The organism is Paraburkholderia sp. BL21I4N1 (assembly GCF_002973525.1).
Classification (GTDB): Bacteria; Pseudomonadota; Gammaproteobacteria; order Burkholderiales; family Burkholderiaceae; genus Paraburkholderia.
Map to the genome: position 1 here is coordinate 166,470 of NZ_PVEN01000008.1, position 22,224 is coordinate 188,693.

Below are 22,224 nucleotides of genomic sequence, written 5' to 3' on the forward strand. Positions count from 1 at the left end.
ATATTTCGGATACCCAATCATGTCTCCTTACATTGCGGAATTCATCGGCACCGCGCTTCTGGTGCTGCTCGGCAACGGCGCGGTCGCCAACGTGCTGCTCGCGCGCACCAAGGGCAAGGGTGCGGACCTGATCGTGATCGTGATGGGCTGGGCGATGGCCGTGTTTATCGCGGTCTACGTCACCGCTTCGTTCAGCGGCGCTCACCTGAATCCGGTCGTGACCGTCAGCCTCGCGCTGGCCGGCAAATTCGCGTGGGCCAAAGTGCCCGGCTACGTGGCCGCGCAGATGCTCGGTGGGATGGCGGGCGCGCTGCTCGTGTGGATCGCCTATCGTCAGCACTTCGAGAAAGAAGCCGATGCCGACGTGAAGCTCGGCGTGTTCTGCACCGCGCCGGCCATTCGCAGCGTGCCGCATAACCTGCTCACCGAAATGATCGCCACCTTCGTGCTGATTCTCGGCGTGCTGTATCTGGCGTCGCCGCAAGTCGGTCTGGGCGCGCTCGACGCGCTGCCGGTCGGCCTGCTGGTGCTCGGTATCGGCATCTCGCTCGGCGGCCCGACGGGTTACGCGATGAGCCCGGCGCGCGATCTGTCGCCGCGTCTGATGCACGCGCTGCTGCCGATTCCTGGCAAGCGCGGCAGCGACTGGAGCTATGCGTGGATTCCGGTCTGCGGTCCGCTGCTGGGCGGCGCGGCGGCTACGGCGCTGTACATGTTCCTGCACACCACGCACTAAGCTCGCGGCACAGCGGGTTCAAGGCCGGGACGAAGTGCCTCCGAGGGCCGTCCCGGCCGCAGCGGAACGCAGCGGCATCGAGCAGACGACGCCAAAGCACGTATCATGATGCTTTCAATCTGCGCGCACGAGCTTGCAACTGTCTTGCTCATGCGCGTTCTGCATTCCGTTCCCAAGCATGATCGACCACCTCATCTGTGACTGCGACGGCGTACTCGTCGACAGCGAAATCATCGCCGACCGCGTGATGCTCGCCACGCTCAACGCCACCTTCCCCGGTCTCGACTTCGAACCCGTCGTCAAAACGGCTTTTGGCCAGCAGATGTCGCGCTTTCTCGAAGGCATCGAGAAGTCCTTCGACATTACGCTGCCCGCGAATTTCCTGAACACCGTCGAACACAACGTCGAGCTCGAACTCGCGGCGTCGCTCAGTCCGATTAACGGCGTACGCGACGCTTTGCAGCGCGTCAGCTTGCCGGCGGCCGTCGTGTCGAACAGCCGCATGGCGCGCGTGCATGCGTCGGTGCGGCGCGCGGGTTTGCAGCAGGTTTTCGGCGAGCGGATTTTCAGCGCCGAGCAGGTGGCGCGGCCCAAGCCTTATCCCGATGTCTATCTGTTCGCCGCGCAAACGCTGGGCGTGGAACCGTCACGTTGTGTCGTCGTGGAGGACAGTGTCGCGGGCCTGAACGCCGCACGCGCGGCGGGGATGAAGACGATCGCGTTCGTCGGCGCGAGCCATATCCCGGACGGCTATGCGGACGCGCTGCGCAAGATGGGCATGACGCGCATCATGAAGCATATGGACGAGTTGCCCGCAATGGTGGAAGCGGGCGTGCGCGGCGAGTTCGGCGACCAGCAGTCGTAGACTGATTGCAATCGCCTGGAAAAAAGGCCGACTCTCGATGAGAGCCGGCCTTTTTGCATTTCCACGAGCGACGCACGAAATCGCGAGTCGCGCGCCGCTTTATGTCATCACGCCTCGTCAGCCACGCACTCGCGTGCCTGCGCCAGTGCCTGACGAAACTCCACCAGCTCGGCGATGGTCAGCATCGGCAGATTGTGTTGCGCGGCGAAGCGTTCCACCTCCGCGCCACGCGTCATCGTGCCGTCGGCGTTCATCAGTTCGCACAGCACGCCGGCCGGTTTCAGACCCGCGAGAACCGCCAGATCCACCGTGCCTTCGGTATGACCGCGGCGTGCCAGCACGCCGCCTGGCATGGCGCGCAACGGGAACACGTGACCCGGACGCACGATGTCCGCGGGCTTCGCGGTATCCGCGATCGCGGCGCGAATCGTCGTCACGCGGTCGAGCGCGGACACGCCCGTCGTCACACCGTCGCGCGCCTCGATCGAGACCGTGAACGCGGTGCCGTGACGGCTTTCGTTGTTGACCGCCATGGGCGGCAATTCGAGCGCGCGGATTGTCTCGTCGGGCAAACACAGGCAAACAATGCCGCTGCATTCGCGGATCAGTAGCGCCATGGTTTCGACGGAAAGACGCTCGGCCGAGACGATCAGATCGGCTTCGTTCTCGCGGTCGTGGTCGTCTTGCAGGACCACGGCACGACCATCGCGCATGGCTTGCAACGCGGCGGCGATACGCGGCGGAACGGGTTCGGTGGCGAGCAGCGGGAGATCGAGGAAAGCGTCGTCCGCGATCGTCGACGGAACAGGAAAAGTAGCAAAGGTCATGATTGAAACGCTCATCGCAAAAGTTGGGCGAAAAACGTTTCAGGGCATTGCAAACAGACAAAGACGCGCCGTTGAGCGCCGCGCAAAGCGACACTCGCACGCCGCTCAAACTGCGAGCGGTGCAACGGAAACGAACATGACTATCTGCACATCTTCTTCCATCCGGACTATGACCGTCGGCTCTGGCTTCTCACCAGATCTGCTGACCCCGCTGCGATCTTTCCGACTCGAAAAGACCACGCGATGCGGGCGCTCGCGGGCTCACCGGCTCACGCTTTCGCGCTGCCGGCATACCGCCGGTGGGGAATTTCGCCCCGCCCTGAAGACGCACTGATTGCCGGATCGACCGGCTGGCAAAGCATACAGCAGTCACGCTGGGTCTGCAGCGCAACCCCTACTGAACGGATGGAGAACGCGACTTGCGGTGGAGCGTGTCCGTTCGCGATTTTCCGTTAAACCGGTGCGGTCTCGCGGATCGGTTCATGGGCCTCACGTGCTTCATGTGCCGACTCGCGCGCGGCGGCATGCGTGGTTTCACGCAACGTCTCGTGCGACGCCGGTACGTCCCAACGCGGCGGCGTTTCCGCCTTCAACGTCACGCGAAACGCGCGCGCTTCGGTGTCGCCGGGATTGCGCAGGCTATGCGGCTGGTCGGCGTCGAACACGATCGCGTCGCCCGTGGCAAGCAATTGACGCTGGTCGTGCACGCTGACTTCGAGCGTGCCTTCGCTGACCACGAGATTGACCGTCGTGCCCGGCGCGCGGCGTGCGCCTGCTTCGGTATGCAACGGCGCGATACGCAACTCGTGAAACTCGGCGACGGTCGGCTCGGCGTCGGGATAAAGCGGTCGGGCCGAATAGCGGCCGTTGGCACTGACGACCCGCGACGAGCGCTCGGCCGGCAAGTGTTCGAAGCCATTGGTCGCGTGACGCCGCAAAAACGCGGCAACCGATACCTTCAACGCGGCCGCGACCTTGCACAGCACTTTGATCGACGGCACGCTGCGCGCCGATTCGATCTGCGCGAGCATGGCGCGCGAGACGCCGGACGCACGGGCCAATGCGTCGAGCGACAGTTGCCGCTCGGCGCGCAAACGGGCGAGGTTCACGCCGACCAGATGTTCGAGCGCATCGAAAGGTTCGGCGGCACGCGGCGACGCTGCGGTGTCAGCCGCGGGATCGCGAACCAGCGCAAGCGGGGAATGCATGATTGCCTCCAGGAGCGCCGCCGGACGGCGGGCGAGCAGTTAGTGGAAGCAAGATAGCATCGTGGTTAGCCACGCCCAACGAAGTTATCTTCACACTGTTATATGCGCTGCTCGCTTAGAAACGCTGGTGTTCTTGCGGATTCGGGCAGACAGGAAGTGCTGGTGATGGAAGAAGTATGGAAAAGCCGTTCCGATTGACGAACCAGTCAGCGTCTCGCTGCTCTGCTAACGAGGTGTCGTGCAATCCTGATACGACATCAGCGGCATGTTGCGTACGACTTCTGAATATTGGCGTACGTCGCTATCGCCAAACGCGCAGTCAATAAGCCCCGAGTATCAGCGGAATTGCCTGTGCCGGCGTCCTTCAAATCGGCCGTGAAAGACAGGCCAGCACAGTTGGCGCCAACAACTGACCATCATCAAGCCCCCTGCGCCACCGCAGCCCCCGGCGCATCTCTGCGCGCGGCAAACCAGGTCAACAGCAAAGCCGCCACGCTGACCCCAGCCGCAACCCACGGCAACGTATCCAGCGAATGCCCGTGGTTGATCACCAGGCCACCCAGCCACGCGCCGCCCGCATTGCCCACATTGAACGCGCCGATATTCAATGTCGACGCCAGATTCGGCGCCGCGGCCGCCTTCTCGACCACGCGCATCTGCAATGGCGGCACCGTCGCGAACGCCGCGATACCCCACACGAAGATCGTGATCGCCGCCGCCACCTGCGAATGGCTGGTGCGCGCGAAAATCGCCATCACCACCGCCAGCGCGACCAGAATGCCCATCAGCGACGGCATCAGCGCGCGGTCCGCGAGCTTGCCGCCGACCGTGTTGCCGATCGTCAGCCCCACGCCGAACAGCACCAGAATCAGCGTCACGCCGCGCGGCGAGAAACCGCTCACCTGCTCCAGAATCGGCGCGATATAGGTGAACACCACGAACACGCCACCGAAGCCGAGCACCGTCATCGCGAGCGCGGTCCAGACTTGCGGATCCTTCAGCACGCGCACTTCATGACCAAGACCGACCGGCCCCGAATCGTGACGATTCGGCACCAGTAGCGACACGCCCGCCAGCGACAGCACGCCGAACACGCTGACAATCCAGAACGCCGCGCGCCAGCCGAATTCCTGACCGACGAAAGTGCCGAACGGCACGCCGAGCACGTTTGCGAGCGTCAAGCCGGTGAACATCAGCGCGATCGCGCTGGCCCGCTTTTCAGCCGGTACCAGCGAGGCCGCCACCACCGCGCCGATCCCGAAGAACGAGCCGTGCGCGAACGAGGTCACGACCCGCGCAATCATCAGCACGGCGTAGCTGGACGCGATCGCGCACAGCGTATTGCCGACGATGAACACGCCCATCAGCAGTTGCAGCGCGAGCTTGCGCGGCATCTTGCTGGTGACCACCGCGAGCAGCGGCGCGCCGACGGCGACGCCGAGCGCATAGCCGCTCACCAGCAAACCCGCCGACGGAATCGATACGGACAGATCGCGCGCGACGTCGGGCAGCAAGCCCATGATGACGAATTCGGTCGTACCGATCGCGAAGGCGCTGATCGCTAGCGCGAGTAAAGGAATAGGCATTTTTATAACTCCATGAATCAGGATTGAGCGTGCTGCAACGCCGTCACGAATTCGATGACGACGCCCGGCGCGAGCGCCACGAAGAGTTGCACTTCGGCGGGTTGCGGTCCCATCGGCGGGACCTGCGCGCTTTGGTAGTCCACGCCGGTGGTATGCAGACGTCCGAGCAGCGCCTGCCACTCAGCGGCGCTCTCCAGCCGGAACGCGATGTGATCGATACGCGGCGCCGCTCTGCCGGTCGCAGCGGGCACCGTCGCGTCGATCAGATGGATGACCGGACGGCCGTCGTGCGCGTACAGCCAGTAACCACCGATCGAAAACGGCGGACGCGCACCGTCGATCAGGCCCGCCACATCGACGAAAAAACGTCGCGCGGTGTCGAGGTCGGCGGTGACGATCGTGGCGTGATCGAGTTGCATGGTGTGGGCGCCTCGGCGCAGGACGTTAGGGTTTTCGAGGATTGGATTGTCGGCGCTGAGCGCCGGTTTGATAATTGGCGTAGCATTTGAAGCATTATCAAATTATTTTTGAAAGCCACGCGATGGATAACCTCGGCGACATCCGCCTTTTCGTCGAAGCGGCGCAGCAGGGCAGCCTGTCGGCGGCGGGCCGCAAGATGGGCTTGACGCCGGCCGCCGCCAGCGCGCGCCTCGCCAAACTGGAAGCCGGCCTGAAAGCGCGGTTATTCGAGCGCACCACCCGCCAGCTCCGGCTCACCGACGAAGGCCGTCTCTACCTGAACTGCTGCCGCCAGGCGCTGCAATCGCTCGACGACGCCGAAGCCGCGCTGCAAGCGGGCCAGGGCGTGGTGCGCGGCAAGGTGCGCATTTCCGCGACATCGGATTTCGGCCGCAATCTGCTGATGCACTGGCTCGACGAGTTCAACGCGCTCTACCCGGAGGTGACGTTCGCGCTGACGCTGTCGGACTCGCTGTCGAACCTGGTGCAGGAAGACATTGATCTGGCGATTCGCTTCGGCGTGCCGCAAGACAGTTCGCTGGTGGCTCGCAAGCTGGCGCCGAACCGGCGCGTGCTGTGCGCGTCGCCGGATTACATCGCGCGCAAGGGTGAGCCGAAAGATCCGCTCGATCTGGCCCATTTCGACTGCATCGTGCTGGGCACCGCGAGCGGCCTCGCGAACGAGTGGCGCTTTACGCGCGGCGACGAGACGCAGCACTACACGGTGCCGTTCGAGACCGCCCGCGAGACCAACGACGGCGCCGTCGCCCGCGAATGGGCGCTGCGCGGCTACGGCATCGTGATCAAGTCGATGTGGGACGTGGAAGCGGATCTGCGCGCCGACGGCCTCAAAGTGCTGCTGCCGGACTGGCGCTACCCGGACGCGCCGCTGCACGCGCTTTACCACCGCAACCGCTTCATGGCGCCGCGCGTGCGCGTGCTGCTGGATTTTCTGAGCGAGCGCTTCGCGCAAGTTTCGGACGAACTGGAAAGCCTGCTGGGCCTGCCGGCGGAACGGCCGCGCGGCACGGCGGGCGCGGAAAGCCCAGCGGGTGAAGGGCTATAATATTGAGTTACGCCAGCACCTTGCCGGCATGTTCTGCCCCCACTCCACTTTTTAAAAGACGCCCCCAGGTTAACCACTGCGACCGGCGAAATTCGATGACAAAGAAAGTTTATGTAAAGACGTACGGCTGCCAGATGAACGAGTACGACTCCGACAAGATGGTCGACGTACTCGGCGCGGCGGAAGGCCTCGTCAAGACCGACACGCCCGAAGACGCGGACGTGATTCTGTTCAACACCTGTTCGGTGCGCGAAAAAGCGCAGGAGAAAGTCTTCTCCGAACTCGGCCGCGTGCGCGAGTTGAAGGAAGCGAACCCGAATCTGATCATCGGCGTGGGCGGTTGCGTGGCGAGCCAGGAAGGCGCCTCGATCGTGGCGCGCGCACCTTACGTGGACCTGGTGTTCGGTCCGCAAACGCTGCATCGTCTGCCGCAAATGATCGACAAGCGCCGTGAAAGCGGCCGCGCGCAAGTGGACATCTCGTTCCCGGAAATCGAAAAGTTCGATCACCTGCCGCCGGCGCGCGTCGACGGTCCGAGCGCATTCGTCTCGATCATGGAAGGCTGCAGCAAGTACTGCAGCTATTGCGTCGTGCCGTACACGCGTGGCGAAGAAGTGTCGCGCCCGCTCGACGACGTGCTGACCGAAATCGCCGGCCTCGCCGACCAGGGCGTGCGTGAAGTCACGCTGCTCGGCCAGAACGTGAATGCGTACCGCGCCGGCATGACGCTCGGCTCGACTGAAATCGCCGACTTCGCTCAATTGATCGAATACGTCGCCGACATTCCGGGCATCGAGCGGATTCGCTACACCACGTCGCATCCGAAGGAATTCACGCAGCGCCTGATCGATACCTACGCGAAGGTGCCGAAGCTCGTCAGTCATCTGCATCTGCCCGTGCAGCACGGCTCCGACCGCGTGCTGATGGCCATGAAGCGCGGTTACACGGTCCTCGAATACAAGTCGGTGATCCGCAAGCTGCGCGCGATCCGCCCTGACCTGTCGCTGTCCACCGACATGATCGTCGGCTTCCCCGGCGAGACCGAGGAAGACTTCGACAAGATGATGGCGCTCGTGCACGAGATGCAGTACGACACCAGCTTCTCGTTCATCTACAGCCCGCGTCCCGGCACGCCCGCCGCGAATCTGCACGACGACACGCCGCGCGAAGTCAAGCTCAAGCGCCTGCAACATCTGCAGGCTACGATCGAAGAAAACGTGCAGCGCATCAGCGATTCGATGGTCGGCAAGATCGAGCGCATTCTGGTCGAGCGCCCGGCGCGCAAGGACCCGAACGAACTCGCGGGCCGCACCGAAAACAACCGGGTGGTCAATTTCCCGGCGCCGGTCGCGTCGCACGCGCGGCTGATCGGCCAGATGGTGGACGTGAAAATCGTCCATGCGTACCCACATTCGTTGCGTGGCGAGCTGGTGCTGGTGCATGACGACGCCCCCACCACGACCCACTGAGCGACGGTAAAAAGTACTCCGCAGCGCGAACCGCGCCGCCCAATCCGCGTATCGAAACCGACAGGATCGAACCACCGCCTTGAAGACCACTCAGCAGCATCTGGAATTCACCGCACCGCGCGACGACAACGCGCGGCTCGCCAACCTCTGCGGACCGCTCGACGAAAATCTGCGGCAGATCGAGCAGGCGCTCGACGTCACGCTGCAACGCCGCGGCCACCGCATCGCGATTCGCGGGCGCGGCGCGAAACTCGCGCTCACCGCGCTCGAAAACTTTTACGACAAGGCGCGCGCGCCGCTGTCGATCGACGACATCCAGCTCGCGCTCATCGAAGTGCGCCATCCGGCGCGGCACCGGCCGAACGGCAACGGTAACGGCACGAATGGCGACGAAGCCGCCGATGCGCGTTTCCCCGGCAATCCCGACCACCCGTTCGACCAGCCCGCCGACGCCGCCGAAGACGATCTCGACGCGCTCGGCCCGAAGCTGTACACGCGCCGGGCGGACCTGCGCGGGCGCACGCCGGCGCAGCGCGAGTATCTGAAGCAGATCATCGCGCACGACGTGACCTTCGGCATCGGTCCGGCCGGCACGGGCAAGACCTACCTCGCGGTGGCCTGCGCGGTGGATGCGCTCGAACGCGATCAGGTGAAACGCATCGTGCTGACGCGGCCGGCCGTGGAAGCGGGCGAGCGTCTGGGCTTTTTGCCGGGCGATCTGGCGCAGAAGGTCGATCCGTATCTGCGTCCGCTGTACGACGCGCTGTACGACCTGCTCGGCTTCGACAAAACCGCCAAGATGTTCGAGCGGCAGATGATCGAAATCGCCCCGCTCGCGTACATGCGTGGCCGCACGCTGAACCACGCGTTCATCATCCTCGACGAGGCGCAGAACACCACGCCCGAACAGATGAAGATGTTCCTCACGCGGATCGGCTTCGGCTCGAAAGCAGTGGTGACCGGCGACACGACCCAGGTCGATTTGCCGCGCGGCCACAAGAGCGGGCTGATCGAAGCGCAGCAGGTGCTGTCGGACGTGCGCGGCATCGCGCTGACCCGCTTTACCAGCGCGGACGTGGTGCGCCATCCGCTGGTCGCGCGGATTGTGGAGGCGTACGATGCGCATTCGCAAAAAACCGCCGGCCCAGCGGATTCGCGCTGATCGCATCGATCTGCATTGTTCTTTTATGCCTCGGCAAAAACCGCAACACATCCAATCAGCATGAGCCGCGCCCCAAAACTGACGTTGAATCTGCAATTCCCCGCCGCCAAGACCTGGCCGGAACACAAGGCGCTGCTGCCGCGCGCCACGGTGGCCGGCTGGATCAAGGCGGCGTTGTTCGCGGACGGTGAGCTGACCGTGCGCTTCGTCGATGCCGAAGAAGGCCGCACGCTGAACCGCACCTATCGCGGCAAGGATTACTCGACCAACGTGCTGACCTTCGCCTACGCCGAAACGGAAGACGATCCGGTCACGGGTGACCTGATCCTGTGCTGTCCGGTGGTCGAAAAAGAAGCCGCCGAACAGGGTAAGCCGCTGCTCGCGCACTATGCGCATCTGCTGGTGCACGGCACGCTGCACGCGCAGGGCTACGATCACGAAGTCGAAGAAGAAGCCGAGGAAATGGAAGCGATCGAAACCGAGATTCTCGGCAAGCTCGGCTTTCCCGATCCTTATCGGTAATCCCAACCTGATCTCGCCGAAAGCACGCCGTGAGTCCCTCCGCCCCTGAAGCCGTGACCCGCCCACCCTGCCCGGACTACCCGCCGGCGCTCGGTGAATCGAGGCTGCTGACGGACGAGGAATTGCGCGCGTCGCTCGACTGCACGCTGCGCGACTGGGACCGCCGGAGCGATCTGTGGCTGTTCGGCTATGGCTCGCTGATCTGGAATCCCGGCCTGCCTACCGCCGAAGCCACCCGCTCCAAAGTGCACGGCTACCACCGCGGCCTGTATTTGTGGTCGCGCGTGAATCGCGGCACGCCCGAGCAACCGGGCCTCGTGCTCGCGCTCGATCGCGGCGGCTCGTGCACCGGCATCGCGTTTCGCGTTTCGGCTGACGGCGCGATGCCGCATCTGGAAGCCTTGTGGCGCCGCGAAATGGCCATGGGTTCGTACCGCCCGGCGTGGCTGCCGTGCGTCCTTGCCGACGGACGGCGCGTCGACGCGCTGGCGTTCGTGATGCGCCGCGACGTGCCGAGCTACACCGGCAAACTGCGCGACGACATCGTCAAGACCGTGTTCGGCTGCGCCCGCGGACGCTACGGCACCACGCTCGATTACGTCAGCCGCACCGTCGACGCACTGCGCGAAAGCGGCATGCCGGACCGCGCGCTCGAAGCGCTGCTGGGGCGCTGCCGCGAAGAAAGCCGCGAAGCCGGCCTCGATGCCGATCGTTAGGCCGCTGCAAGCCGGGGGGCTTAAACAACATTAGCGTCAAACGCTCCGGCGCATGCAATCTAATCCGCGCGCAACAGCGGCCATGGCGTCGGGCATGTCAGCTATCGCGCGTACTTTTTTGCTTCAAAACGCCGTTGTTCGCGTAATCAGTTAGGATTGACCCACGCGCGCCTTGACTGCGCTTCGGTCTCAACCCTGCTTCACTCTTCGCCGGCCCCGGCGGGACACGGTCCTGCCATGCGCCTGGTGTATCCTTAATGCTCTGCAACAGCGCGCCCAGACTCGCCGGGCGCACTACCATGAACGACACGTATCCCAGTCGACGCCAACTCGACAAACCGCAAGAAAAGCGCTCACTCCTCGAGCGTTTGACCGACTTCATCTCGCCCGAGCCCGACTCGCGCGCAGAACTTCTGGAAATCCTGCAGGACGCCCACGAGCGCAACCTGATCGACGCCGACTCGCTGTCGATGATCGAAGGGGTCTTCCAAGTCTCCGAACTGAGCGCTCGCGACATCATGGTGCCGCGCGCTCAAATGGACGCGATCAACATCGCGGACAGTCCCGCCGAATTCATTCCCTACGTGCTGGAAAAAGCGCACTCGCGCTATCCGGTGTTCGAGGGCAATCGCGACAACATCATCGGCGTGCTGCTGGCCAAAGACCTGCTGCGCTACTACGCCGAAGAAGAATTCGACGTGCGCGGCATGCTGCGCCCCGCCGTGTTTATCCCCGAATCGAAGCGCCTGAACGTGCTGCTGCACGACTTCCGCGTGAATCGCAATCACCTCGCGGTGGTGGTCGACGAATACGGCGGCGTGGCCGGCCTGATTACGATCGAGGACGTGCTGGAACAGATCGTCGGCGATATCGAAGACGAATATGACTTCGACGAGGAAAGCGGCAACATCATCGCGTCGCCGGACGGACGCTTCCGCGTGCGCGCGCTGACCGAGATCGAGCAGTTCAACGAAGCCTTCGGCACGGATTACCCGGACGACGAAGTCGATACGATCGGCGGACTCGTCACGCATCATTTCGGCCGTGTGCCGCATCGCGGCGAGAAGGTTCGCCTCGACGATCTGATCTTCGAGATTCTGCGCGGCGACGCCCGCCAGATCCACATGCTGCTGGTGCGCCGCGATCCGCTGGCCGGCCAGCGCGAGCGCGAAGCGCAGCACGTGCAGACCTGAGCCAGGCCCTGGCCGGCTCGCTTTTCTCGCTTCCTCAACACCTCACGCCGACCGCGCAACGATGGCCGACCCGATAACTTCCCGTTCGCGCCGCGGCGTGAGCGCTTCTGCCGCTCAAGCTGTCCGCGGTCGCGCGCTGCCCCGCTGGCATTACCTCGTCGCCGCCTTCGCCGGCGCGGCCAATACGCTTTCGTTCGCGCCGACGCCGCATGGCGGCTGGCTCGAACTCGCGATTTTCGCGTTCTTCTTCGCGTGGCTCACGCGCAGCACCGGCTGGAAAAGCGCCGCTTTGACCGGTGGCGCATTCGGCTTTGGCAACTTCGTCAGCGGTGTGTGGTGGCTATACGTCAGCATGCATTTCTACGGCGGCATGAGCGCGCCGCTCGCCGGCGCGGCGGTCGTGCTGTTTTCGTTGTATCTGGCGATCTATCCGGCATTTGCCGCTGCGTTGTGGTCGCTCTGCGCCGGTCATGCACGCAACGGCGCGGCGGACGACCGCACGCCGTTCTCGCCGACCTGGCATGGCGCGCTGGCGTTCGCGAGCGCGTGGGCGATCGGTGAGTGGCTGCGCGGCACGGTGTTCACCGGCTTTCCGTGGCTTGCGAGCGGTTATGCGCAGGTGGATGGTCCGTTTGCCGGCTTTGCGCCGGTGGCGGGCGTGTATGGCGTGGGTTGGGTGCTGGCGCTGGTGGCCGCGTTGATCGTGCAGGCGCTCATGCAGTTGGCGGCTTTGCGGCAGGCGAGCGGGACTGCTGCCGGTGTCGGCGGCAATATCGGCAATCCGGCTCAGGGTGGTCAGGCAAACGGCAAACCCAGCGGCGTCCGTGCCGCACTGCCCGGCCTCATCGCGCTGGCGCTGATCGCGGCCGGCCTGCTGCTGCCACTCGCGCAATGGACAGTCCCCGCCAACGCGCCGCTGACCGTGCGTCTTCTGCAAGGCAACGTCAAGCAGGAGATGAAGTTCGAAGAATCCGGCATGCGCGCCGCGATCGACATGTACCAGCAAATGATCACGTCGAAACCGGCCGATCTGATCGTCACGCCGGAAACGGCGATTCCGGTTTTCATCCAGCAATTGCCGGCACCGTTCGCGTCGGCGGTACGCCGTTTTTCGGATTCGACCGGCAGCGCCATCCTGTTCGGCGCACTCGGCGGCACGGTCACGCCGGAAGGCCAGTTGATCGACTACACGAACAGCCTGTTCGGCGTCACGCCCGGTTCTCGCGACGTGTACCGCTACGACAAGCACCACCTCGTGCCGTTCGGCGAGTTCGTGCCGTGGGGCTTCCGCTGGTTCGTCAATCTGATGAACATTCCGCTCGGCGATTTCTTCCGCGGCGCGCCGGTGCAGAAACCGTTCATGGTGCACAACCAGCCGGTCTCGGTCGACATCTGCTACGAAGACATTTTCGGTGAAGAGATTGCCCGCAGCATTCGCGAAAGCGAGACGCCGGCCGGCGTGCTGGTCAACTCGACCAACCTCGCCTGGTTCGGCGACACGATTGCGCTGGACCAGCATCTGCAGATCGCGCGGATGCGTTCGCTGGAAACCGGCCGGCCGATGCTGCGCGCCACCAACACCGGCATGACCGCCGCGATCGACGCGAACGGCAAGGTGCTCGGCCGCCTCAAGCCGTTCACGATCGGCTCGCTCGACGTGACGGTGCAAGGCACGTCCGGCCGCACGCCGTATGTGACGAGCGGGAATAACACGGTGCTGGCCGTGTCGTTGCTGCTATTGGCATTTGGATTTGCATTCGGGCCGGGCATTACACGACGCCGTAAAACACCATAACCGCAAGAACTAACCACCGAAACAGAAACGCGCGCTGCTGGCATGCCAGAGCGCGCGTTTTTCATTCTTGCAGTTACTGATTCGAAGCGATCCGCTGCTGAATATGCTGCGCCCGCTCCGGCGACGACGGATGCGAACTGAACATACTCGATTTACCCCCATCCAGTTGCGCGAGTTTGTTAAATGCCGTCACCAGCCCCGACGGATCCAGCTTCTTCTTTTTCTGCAAATCGAATGAATAATCGTCGGCGGCGCTTTCCTGGGTTTGCGAGAATTGCGCGTTAATCAGCTTCTCGGAGAAATCGCCGAGTTGCGAACCGGACAGCGATCCCGCGAGGCCTCCCGCCGACGTCGCCGCACCACGCACCGCCGACGTGGCATAAGCCACCTGCATCGCCTTCTTCGTGTGGCCGAGCGCTACGTGGCCCATTTCGTGGCCGACCACGCCGCGCACTTCGTTGTCGTTCATCATGTCCATCAGCCCGCTGTAGACGCGCACGCAACCATTGGCCATGGCCCATGCGTTGACGTCCTTGGTCATGTACACCTTGTAGTTGACCGGCGTGCCGTTGATGTTGTCGCCCAGTTGCGTGGCGATCTTGTTCAGGCGCTTCTGGTACTTGCTGTTCGCGGCGGCGATCTTGTTTTCGCCATCCAGCTGCGCGCACGATTTGTCGGTCAACGCGCGCACGTCGGCGTCGCTCAGCGTGGCGGCCTGGGTGGCCATCTGGCCGGACTTGATCAGCGCGGACGGATCGACGTTACCGACATTCGAGCAGGCGGCAAACATGGCAAGTGCGGAAGCGGCAATGACAAAGCGATACGGTTTCATGGTGGAAGTCTCTCTGCGAGTTATTGATCTGAGCGGCGCGCTTTCTCCCGCGACGCCGATTCGCAATGGCTGCAATTCACCGATTAATTCGCCGGATATGTTGATTGCATAAACCATTACGCCACGCGACAGACAAAAAAAATGCGCCTGACGGGCAGGCGCATTTTTACCACAAACGTAAGTTTTAATTCATTATTTTGGAAGCTTGATTGACAGCTTTTTGCAATGCTCAATCTTCGCGATCTGCAATACTCAGTTCGCCGGCACCGTGTCGATAAACGACTGACGCAGCGAGAGCTTCTGCAAATGCTTATCCAGATTCGGATACGGTTCGCGCCAGTTCAACTCGGGCATGCGGAAATCCAGATAACCCAGTGCGCATCCCACCGCGATATCCGCGAGCGTGTAGTGATTGCCCGCGCACCACGTCTTGCTGCCCAGCCCCCGCGACATTGCGATCAGCGCTTCGTCGATCTTGCGTTGTTGACGCGCGACCCATGCGTCCACGCGCAACTCCGGCGCGCGCTGCGTGCTTTCGAGGCGAATTAGCACCGCCGCATCCAGAATGCCGTCGGCGAGCGCTTCCCAGCAGCGCACTTCCACGCGTTCACGGCCGGATTGCGGAATCAGCTTGCCGACCGGCGACAGCGTATCCACGTATTCGCAGATCACCCGCGAGTCGAACACCGCTTCGCCGTCTTCCATCACGAGGCACGGCACCTTGCCGAGCGGATTGAAGGTGTGAATCGTGGTGTCGGGCGCCCAGACGTTCTCGGGCACCAGTTCGTAGTCGATCTTCTTGTCGGCCAGCACGATCCGCGCTTTACGCACATACGGGCTACCGAGCGAACCGATGAGTTTCATCATTACCATCTGCCTTTGTCTGAATCCGGCGAAAGTATAAGTGCTCGGCGGCCTTCGCGAGCGTACCAGCGTCTCTTCGCAAGCCGCATGCAGACTCGCTGTGGATGGATTGCAACAGCGGCACGGCGACGCTGCGATCCGTATCCGCGCAAAATAAGTCCGCGCATTGGGCGCTACAATCGCACGATGAACCAGCCGACCGAACCCACCCTCGCCATCGACGTCTACCGAACGCGCCGCGAGCGCGTACTCGCCGCGCTGCGCGCGACGGGCGGCGGCGTCGCCATCGTCCCCACCGCGCCGGAAGCCCTGCGCAACCGCGACGCCGATTATCCGTACCGGCACGACAGCTACTTCTACTACCTGACCGGCTTCACCGAACCGGAAGCGCTGCTGGTGCTCGACGCCAGCGCCGCGTCCGGCGAGCCGGCGTCGATCCTGTTCTGCCGCGAGAAAAACGTCGAGCGCGAAACGTGGGAAGGTTTCCGCTTCGGCCCCGACGGCGCGCGCACGGCGTTCGGTTTCGACGCGGCGTTCGCAATCGGCGACGTCGACGTGCAACTGCCGCGGCTGCTTGCCGACAAACCGTCGCTGCACTACGCGCTCGGCAGCTCGGCGCAACTGGACGAACAGGTGCGCGGCTGGCTCGACACGGTGCGCGCGCAAGGCCGCAGCGGAGTCGCGACGCCCACGACTGCAGGCGATCTGATCCCGTTGCTCGACGACATGCGGCTCGTCAAGGACGACCACGAACTCGCCGTCATGCGCCGCGCCGGGCAAATTTCGGCGCGGGCGCATCGCCGCGCGATGGCCGCGTGCCATCCGGGTATCCGCGAGTACGAACTCGAAGCCGAACTGCTCTATACGTTCCGCAAATTCGGCGCGCAGGCGCCGGCTTATACGTCGATCGTCGCGGCGGGCGCCAATGCCTGCGTGCTGCACTACCCGGCCGGCAACGCGGCAGCAAAGGACGGCGACCTGATCCTGATCGACGCGGCCTGCGAACTCGACGGCTACGCGTCCGACATCACCCGCACGTTCCCCGCCAGCGGCCGCTTCACGCCGGCGCAGCGCGAGCTGTACGACATCGTGCTGGCCGCGCAGCAGGCTGCCGTCGACGCCACCCGCGCCGGCGCCACCTTCGACGATCCGCACCAGGCAGCCGTCCGTGTGCTGTCGCAAGGCTTGCTCGACACCGGCATCATCGACCGCGCGAAGTTCGCTTCGGTCGACGACGTGATCGCCGAGCGCGCCTACGCGCCCTTCTATATGCACCGCACCGGCCACTGGATCGGCATGGACGTGCACGACGTCGGCGACTACCGCGAACGCGGCGCGCCGCGCGACGACGCGGGCGTGTTGCCGTGGCGCACCTTGCAGGCGTCGATGACGCTGACCATCGAGCCCGGCTTGTACATCCGCCCGACGGAAGGCGTGCCCGAGCGCTACTGGAACATCGGCATCCGCATCGAGGACGACGCGATCGTCACGCCGACCGGCTGCGAGCTGATCACGCGCGACGTGCCGGTCGCCGCCGACGAAATCGAGGCGCTGATGCAGGAAGCCCGCGCGGCCCACGAAACAAGGACGTAATCCGCAATGAACGATGTTTCCCCGTCGACGGTGATTCTGAAGCCCGCCTCGGCCACTCATCCGTACGATTTCGACGTGACGATCGTCGGCGCCGGACCGGTCGGGCTGGCGCTGGCCGGCTGGCTGGCGCGCCGCAGCGCGACCCAGGCGCTGAAGATCGCGCTGGTCGACGCACGCGAGCCGGAAGACTCGATCGCCGACCCGCGCGCGATCGCCGTCTCGCACGGCAGCCGGATGATTCTGGAGCCGCTGCGCTGGCCCGCCGACGCCACCGCGATCCAGCGCATTCATGTGTCGCAGCGCGGGCACTTCGGCCGCACGCTGATCGATCACACCGAGCACGGTCTGCCGGCGCTGGGGTATGTGCTGCGCTATGGGTCGATCGTGCATGGGCTGGCCGACGCGGTGCATGCGAGTTCGGTGCACTGGTTCCGCTCGACCTCGGCCGCAGCGCCGACCCAGGAGCATGACGGCGTGACGCTACCGATCGAAACGGCGGGCGTCGCGCGTTCGTTGCGTACGCGGATTCTGGTGAATGCCGAAGGCGGGTTGTTCGGCGATCAGAAAGCCCGACGGACGGGACGGGACCGTGCGGCAAGCGCGGACTCGGCTGAAAACATCGCGGAAAACTACGCCCGGCCGAGCGCCGGCAGCCTCGATTCCGACGCTGCGGATCAATCCGGCAAACGCGCCGCGAAAAACGGCTCACGCGACTACGGACAAACCGCGCTGGTCGGCACGGTAACCGTCTCCTCGCCGCAACCGCATGTGGCCTGGGAGCGCTTCACGTCGCAAGGTCCGATCGCCTTGCTGCCCATGGGCGGCGTGCGCGGCGCGGACTATGCGCTGGTCTGGTGTTGTGCGCCGGAACAAGCCGCCCGCCGCGCGCAACTCTCCGACACCGACTTCCTGCGCGAACTCGGCGCGGCGTTCGGCGACCGCATGGGCCGTTTCACGCAGATCAAAGGCCGCGCGTCGTTCCCGCTCGGCCTGAACGCGGTCGAGACACTCGTTCAGGGCCGCGTCGTCGCAATCGGCAATGCGGCGCAAACCCTGCACCCGGTGGCCGGCCAGGGGCTGAACCTCGGCCTGCGCGACGCGCATTCGCTCGCCGACGCATTGTCCGCGGAAGGCCCCACGCCGCTCGCGCTCGCCACCTTCGCGCAACGCCGCGCGCTCGACCGCCGTCTCACGATCGGCGCGACCGACACGCTCGCGCGCCTGTTCACCGTCGACTTCGCGCCGCTCGCGATCGTGCGCGGTCTCGCGCTCACCGCGCTCGAATTCGTGCCGCCGCTGAAAACCGCGCTGGCGCGTCAAATGATGTTCGGGCAACGCCGCTAGGCACGCCGTCCGCTCGCGCCGCGCGGCCTTTTGACGCGGCGCGGCGCGCACCGCATGTGAGATGCCGGTTCTATGAACCGGACCACTTTCATAGAAGATTTAATGGGTTACGACACACGCATGTCGGGTGCCGGCTATCTGTTAACGCTAAAATGGTGGTTTTCTCTCGCATTTCGCGAACGCTCCGATTGACACAAATTGCGCAATCGGGCGCGGCGCGCGTCCACGCTATGCCCACTCTCGGCTCCCACAATCTGCGTAATAACCTGTTCGTCGCGCCCATGGCGGGTGTGACCGACCGGCCGTTCCGGCAACTGTGCAAACGGCTGGGCGCGGGCTATGCGGTGTCGGAAATGGTCGCCTCGAACGCGCAGTTGTGGAAAAGCGAAAAGACCATGCGGCGCGCCAACCACACTGGCGAGGTCGAGCCGATCGCCGTGCAGATCGCCGGCGCCGATCCGGTCATGATGGCCGAAGCCGCGCGCCACAACGTCGCGAACGGCGCGCAGATCATCGACATCAACATGGGCTGTCCGGCCAAGAAGGTCTGCAACGTTGCGGCCGGCTCGGCGCTGTTGCAGAACGAGCCGCTGGTGCAGCGCATCGTCGAGGCGGTGGTCGGCGCGGTGGGCGTCGGGCCCGACGCGGTGCCCGTCACGCTGAAAATCCGCACCGGCTGGAATCGCGACAACAAGAATGCGCTGAGCGTCGCGCATCTGGCCGAAAACGCCGGCATCGCCATGCTGACCGTGCACGGTCGCACCCGCGCCGATCTCTATCACGGCGACGCCGAATACGAGACCATCGCCGCCGTCAAGGCCGCCGTGCGCATTCCGGTGGTCGCGAACGGCGACATTACGACGCCGCACAAGGCGCGCGCGGTACTCGCCGCCACTGGCGCCGACGCGATCATGATCGGCCGCGCCGCGCAGGGGCGCCCATGGCTGTTTCGGGAGATCGAGCATTTCCTGAAAACGGGCGAGTTGCTGCCGCCGCCGCGCATCGACGAAATCCAGCATGTGATGAACGAGCATCTCGAAGATCACTACGCGTTCTACGGGGAATTTACCGGCGTGCGCACTGCGCGTAAGCACATCGGCTGGTACACTCGCGGCCTTTCTGGCGCCAACGTGTTCCGGCATCGCATGAATACGCTGGACACCACGCGCGAACAACTCCTCGCCGTCAACGAGTTCTTCGACGCACAAAAGGCGATCTCCGACCGCCTTGTCTATGTCGACGAAACGCTCAACGAGAACGGCGAGCCGGACCCAACCGACCGACTAGCAGCATGAGCAAGAACAATATCGAACAATCTGTCCGCGACAGCCTGGGGATGTATTTCCAGGATCTCGACGGCTCCAATCCGCACGACGTCTACGACATGGTGATTTCGTGCGTGGAAAAACCCTTGCTCGAAGTGGTGCTCGAGCAGGCCGGCGGCAATCAGTCGCTGGCCGCCGAGTATCTCGGCATTAACCGCAATACGCTGCGCAAGAAGCTGCAACAGCACGGTTTGTTGTAGTTCGCTGTCGTTTTCTCGCGCCCTGCCACGTTTCCCTTCGGCTTTTCGTCTTCATCATGATCAAGCAAGCGCTCATCTCCGTTTCCGACAAGTCCGGCATCGTCGACTTCGCCAAGTCGCTGTCCGACCTCGGCGTCAAGCTCCTGTCGACCGGCGGCACCGCGAAACTGCTCGCGGACGCGGGTCTGCCCGTCACCGAAGTCGCCGATTACACGGGCTTCCCGGAAATGCTCGATGGGCGCGTGAAAACGCTGCATCCGAAGGTGCACGGCGGCATTCTGGCGCGCCGCGACCTCCCGGAACACATGGCCGCGCTTGAAAAGCACGACATTCCGACCATCGACCTGCTGGTCGTGAATCTGTACCCGTTCGTGCAGACCGTGTCGAAAGAAGAGTGCTCGCTGGAAGACGCGATCGAGAACATCGACATTGGCGGCCCGACCATGCTGCGTTCGGCGGCGAAGAATCACCGCGACGTGACGGTGGTGGTCGATCCGACCGACTACGCGGTCGTGCTCGACGAAATGCGTGCGAACAGCAACGCGGTGTCGTACAAGACGAATTTCCGCCTCGCCACCAAGGTATTCGCGCACACCGCGCAGTACGACGGCGCGATCACGAACTACCTGACCAGCCTGACCGACGAGTTGCAACACGCGTCGCGCAACACGTACCCGGCTACGTTCAACCTGGCGTTCGACAAGGTGCAAGACCTCCGCTACGGCGAAAACCCGCACCAGAGCGCGGCGTTCTACCGCGATCTGTCGGTGCCGGCCGGCGCGTTGGCGAACTACAGCCAGTTGCAGGGCAAGGAACTGTCCTACAACAACATCGCGGATTCCGACGCGGCGTGGGAATGCGTGAAGACGTTCGACGTGCCGGCCTGCGTGATCGTCAAGCACGCGAACCCGTGCGGCGTGGCGATCGGCGCGGATGCGCACGAAGCGTACGCGAAGGCGCTGCAGACCGATCCGACGTCGGCATTCGGCGGCATCATCGCGTTCAACCGCGAAGTGGATGAAGCGGCGGCGCAAGCAGTGGCCAAGCAGTTCGTCGAAGTGCTGATCGCGCCGTCGTTCAGCGCGGCAGCGCGTCAGGTGTTCACGGCGAAGCAGAACGTGCGTCTGCTGGAAATCGCTTTGGGCGACGGTCACAACGCATTCGATCTGAAGCGCGTGGGCGGCGGCCTGCTGGTGCAATCGCTCGATTCGAAGAACGTGCAGCCGCGCGAATTGCGTGTGGTCACGAAACGTCACCCTACGCCGAAGGAAATGGACGACCTGCTGTTCGCATGGCGCGTGGCGAAGTACGTGAAGTCGAACGCGATCGTGTTCTGCGGCAACGGCATGACGCTGGGCGTCGGCGCCGGCCAGATGAGCCGCGTGGACTCGGCGCGTATCGCCAGCATCAAGGCACAGAACGCCGGTTTGACGCTGACGGGTTCGGCGGTGGCGTCGGACGCGTTCTTCCCGTTCCGTGACGGTCTGGACGTGGTGGTGGCGGCAGGCGCGACCTGCGTGATTCAACCGGGCGGCTCGATGCGCGACGACGAAGTGGTCAGCGCGGCGGATGAGCACAACATCGCCATGGTGTTGACCGGTGTGCGTCACTTCCGGCATTGATTTTTTGGCTGGTGTGACGGGGGCGGCCCGAGGGTGAAGTCGCTCGCCGTGGATGACTAGCTCGCGTTCAGCGATGAAACGGCCCGGCGGAGTTTTCCGCCGGGCCGTTTTCTTTTGGCGCCGCCGAGGTTGCCATTGCATCGTTACCGCTGAACCGCGCACGTAGCGGTTTTTATTCCGCCGATCTCGACGCTCGCCGGCCGTCACGCGGTGCGCGTGTTGTAGTATCGCAAGCACCTGGTTTTTACGGCATGTGCGGCACCTCATGAGAATTCTCGGCATCGACCCCGGCTTGCGCGTGACCGGCTTCGGCGTGATCGATCAAAGCGGCCACACGCTCAGTTACGTCGCGAGCGGCGTCATCAAGACCGCCGACGCCGATCTGCCCTCGCGTCTGGGCACCATTTTCGAAGGCATCTCGACGCTGATCCGCCAGCACTCGCCAGATCAGTCGGCGATCGAAAAAGTGTTCGTCAACGTCAACCCGCAGTCCACGCTGCTGCTTGGCCAGGCGCGCGGCGCGGCGATCTGCGGACTGGTCGCGGGCGGCGTGCCGGTGGCCGAGTACACCGCGCTGCAATTGAAGCAGGCGGTGGTGGGCTACGGCCGCGCCACCAAGGAACAGATGCAGCAGATGGTGGTACGACTGCTGAACCTCTCCGGCGTGCCCAGCACGGACGCCGCCGACGCGCTCGGCATGGCGATCTGCCATGCGCACAGCGGCACGACGCTGAGCACGCTCGGCGGTATTGCACCGGCACTCGCGAAGAAGGGCTTGCGCGTGAGACGCGGGCGACTGGTGGGCTAGAGCCGCCGGCGTTCGCCAGCCGTGATCGGCGC

The 22,224-nt window shown here is 64.2% G+C and carries 21 protein-coding genes and 1 riboswitch; of the genes, 15 read left to right on the forward strand and 6 right to left on the reverse strand.

Annotated features, from left to right (window positions below; genetic code table 11):
- The first annotated feature begins 19 nt into the window (after positions 1-19).
- Positions 20-736, forward strand: a complete 717-nt coding sequence (locus B0G83_RS21370; RefSeq protein WP_105509399.1) for an MIP/aquaporin family protein — start codon at positions 20-22, stop codon at positions 734-736.
- A gap of 178 nt (positions 737-914) precedes the next feature.
- Positions 915-1,601, forward strand: a complete 687-nt coding sequence (locus B0G83_RS21375) for an HAD family hydrolase (RefSeq protein WP_105509400.1) — start codon at positions 915-917, stop codon at positions 1,599-1,601.
- Between the two features lie 107 nt (positions 1,602-1,708).
- Here the strand turns inward: B0G83_RS21375 and ribB are convergent, their stop codons facing one another.
- The 4 genes from ribB to B0G83_RS21395 all read right to left on the reverse strand — a co-directional run bounded on the left by ribB (position 1,709) and on the right by B0G83_RS21395 (position 5,641).
- The gene (gene ribB / locus B0G83_RS21380) at positions 1,709-2,428 is read right to left on the reverse strand and encodes a 3,4-dihydroxy-2-butanone-4-phosphate synthase (RefSeq protein WP_105509401.1); all 720 of its coding nucleotides are present in this window, start codon (positions 2,426-2,428) and stop codon (positions 1,709-1,711) included.
- Positions 2,429-2,574: 146 nt separating this feature from the next.
- A riboswitch (FMN riboswitch) is annotated at positions 2,575-2,759 on the reverse strand.
- A 121-nt stretch (positions 2,760-2,880) separates the two neighbouring features.
- Entirely contained in the window at positions 2,881-3,636 is a 756-nt protein-coding gene (locus tag B0G83_RS21385; RefSeq protein WP_258168047.1) for a helix-turn-helix domain-containing protein, read from the reverse strand.
- Between the two features lie 419 nt (positions 3,637-4,055).
- Entirely contained in the window at positions 4,056-5,222 is a 1,167-nt protein-coding gene (locus B0G83_RS21390; RefSeq protein ID WP_105509402.1) for an MFS transporter, read from the reverse strand.
- A gap of 17 nt (positions 5,223-5,239) precedes the next feature.
- Positions 5,240-5,641 (reverse strand): extradiol dioxygenase, encoded by a 402-nt coding sequence (locus tag B0G83_RS21395; protein WP_105509403.1) that lies wholly within the window; start codon positions 5,639-5,641, stop codon positions 5,240-5,242.
- Between the two features lie 122 nt (positions 5,642-5,763).
- Here B0G83_RS21395 and B0G83_RS21400 point away from each other — a divergent pair, with 122 nt between their 5' ends.
- The 7 genes from B0G83_RS21400 to lnt all read left to right on the forward strand — a co-directional run bounded on the left by B0G83_RS21400 (position 5,764) and on the right by lnt (position 13,604).
- Positions 5,764-6,747 carry a LysR family transcriptional regulator gene (locus tag B0G83_RS21400; protein ID WP_105509554.1) on the forward strand — a complete coding sequence of 328 codons (984 nt, stop codon included), beginning with the start codon at positions 5,764-5,766 and terminating at the stop codon, positions 6,745-6,747.
- A gap of 95 nt (positions 6,748-6,842) precedes the next feature.
- A complete protein-coding gene (gene miaB / locus B0G83_RS21405; protein ID WP_105509404.1) occupies positions 6,843-8,216 on the forward strand; it encodes a tRNA (N6-isopentenyl adenosine(37)-C2)-methylthiotransferase MiaB in 1,374 nt (457 codons plus the stop codon).
- Between the two features lie 79 nt (positions 8,217-8,295).
- Positions 8,296-9,378 (forward strand): PhoH family protein, encoded by a 1,083-nt coding sequence (locus B0G83_RS21410; RefSeq protein ID WP_105509405.1) that lies wholly within the window; start codon positions 8,296-8,298, stop codon positions 9,376-9,378.
- Between the two features lie 60 nt (positions 9,379-9,438).
- Positions 9,439-9,900 carry an rRNA maturation RNase YbeY gene (gene ybeY, locus B0G83_RS21415; protein WP_105509406.1) on the forward strand — a complete coding sequence of 154 codons (462 nt, stop codon included), beginning with the start codon at positions 9,439-9,441 and terminating at the stop codon, positions 9,898-9,900.
- 29 nt (positions 9,901-9,929) lie between these two features.
- Complete coding sequence (locus B0G83_RS21420) at positions 9,930-10,616, forward strand: gamma-glutamylcyclotransferase (protein ID WP_105509407.1); 687 nt, start codon at positions 9,930-9,932, stop codon at positions 10,614-10,616.
- 299 nt (positions 10,617-10,915) lie between these two features.
- A complete protein-coding gene (locus B0G83_RS21425; protein WP_105509408.1) occupies positions 10,916-11,809 on the forward strand; it encodes an HlyC/CorC family transporter in 894 nt (297 codons plus the stop codon).
- A gap of 61 nt (positions 11,810-11,870) precedes the next feature.
- Complete coding sequence (gene lnt, locus B0G83_RS21430; RefSeq protein ID WP_105509409.1) at positions 11,871-13,604, forward strand: apolipoprotein N-acyltransferase; 1,734 nt, start codon at positions 11,871-11,873, stop codon at positions 13,602-13,604.
- 73 nt (positions 13,605-13,677) lie between these two features.
- Here lnt and B0G83_RS21435 read toward each other — a convergent pair whose 3' ends face one another.
- On the reverse strand, positions 13,678-14,436 hold the full coding sequence (locus B0G83_RS21435) for a M48 family metallopeptidase (protein WP_105509410.1): 759 nt from the start codon (positions 14,434-14,436) through the stop codon (positions 13,678-13,680).
- A 252-nt stretch (positions 14,437-14,688) separates the two neighbouring features.
- Entirely contained in the window at positions 14,689-15,303 is a 615-nt protein-coding gene (locus tag B0G83_RS21440) for a glutathione S-transferase C-terminal domain-containing protein (RefSeq protein ID WP_181156999.1), read from the reverse strand.
- Positions 15,304-15,486: 183 nt separating this feature from the next.
- Between B0G83_RS21440 and B0G83_RS21445 the strand changes: the two genes are divergently transcribed.
- From B0G83_RS21445 to ruvC, 6 genes are all read left to right on the forward strand, one after another.
- Positions 15,487-16,893, forward strand: a complete 1,407-nt coding sequence (locus B0G83_RS21445; protein WP_105509412.1) for an aminopeptidase P N-terminal domain-containing protein — start codon at positions 15,487-15,489, stop codon at positions 16,891-16,893.
- Positions 16,894-16,899: 6 nt separating this feature from the next.
- The gene (locus B0G83_RS21450; protein ID WP_105509413.1) at positions 16,900-18,237 is read left to right on the forward strand and encodes a UbiH/UbiF/VisC/COQ6 family ubiquinone biosynthesis hydroxylase; all 1,338 of its coding nucleotides are present in this window, start codon (positions 16,900-16,902) and stop codon (positions 18,235-18,237) included.
- Positions 18,238-18,467: 230 nt separating this feature from the next.
- Positions 18,468-19,532 (forward strand): tRNA dihydrouridine synthase DusB, encoded by a 1,065-nt coding sequence (gene dusB / locus B0G83_RS21455; protein WP_105509414.1) that lies wholly within the window; start codon positions 18,468-18,470, stop codon positions 19,530-19,532.
- Positions 19,529-19,762, forward strand: coding sequence for a Fis family transcriptional regulator (locus B0G83_RS21460; protein WP_007180440.1), 234 nt, complete (start codon positions 19,529-19,531; stop codon positions 19,760-19,762). Before dusB ends, B0G83_RS21460 begins: the two co-directional genes overlap by 4 nt.
- A 56-nt stretch (positions 19,763-19,818) precedes the next feature.
- Positions 19,819-21,384: a bifunctional phosphoribosylaminoimidazolecarboxamide formyltransferase/IMP cyclohydrolase gene (gene purH / locus B0G83_RS21465; RefSeq protein ID WP_105509415.1), complete on the forward strand. Its 1,566-nt coding sequence runs from the start codon at positions 19,819-19,821 to the stop codon at positions 21,382-21,384.
- A gap of 265 nt (positions 21,385-21,649) precedes the next feature.
- Positions 21,650-22,192, forward strand: coding sequence for a crossover junction endodeoxyribonuclease RuvC (gene ruvC, locus B0G83_RS21470; protein WP_105509416.1), 543 nt, complete (start codon positions 21,650-21,652; stop codon positions 22,190-22,192).
- Positions 22,193-22,224 lie beyond the last annotated feature (32 nt).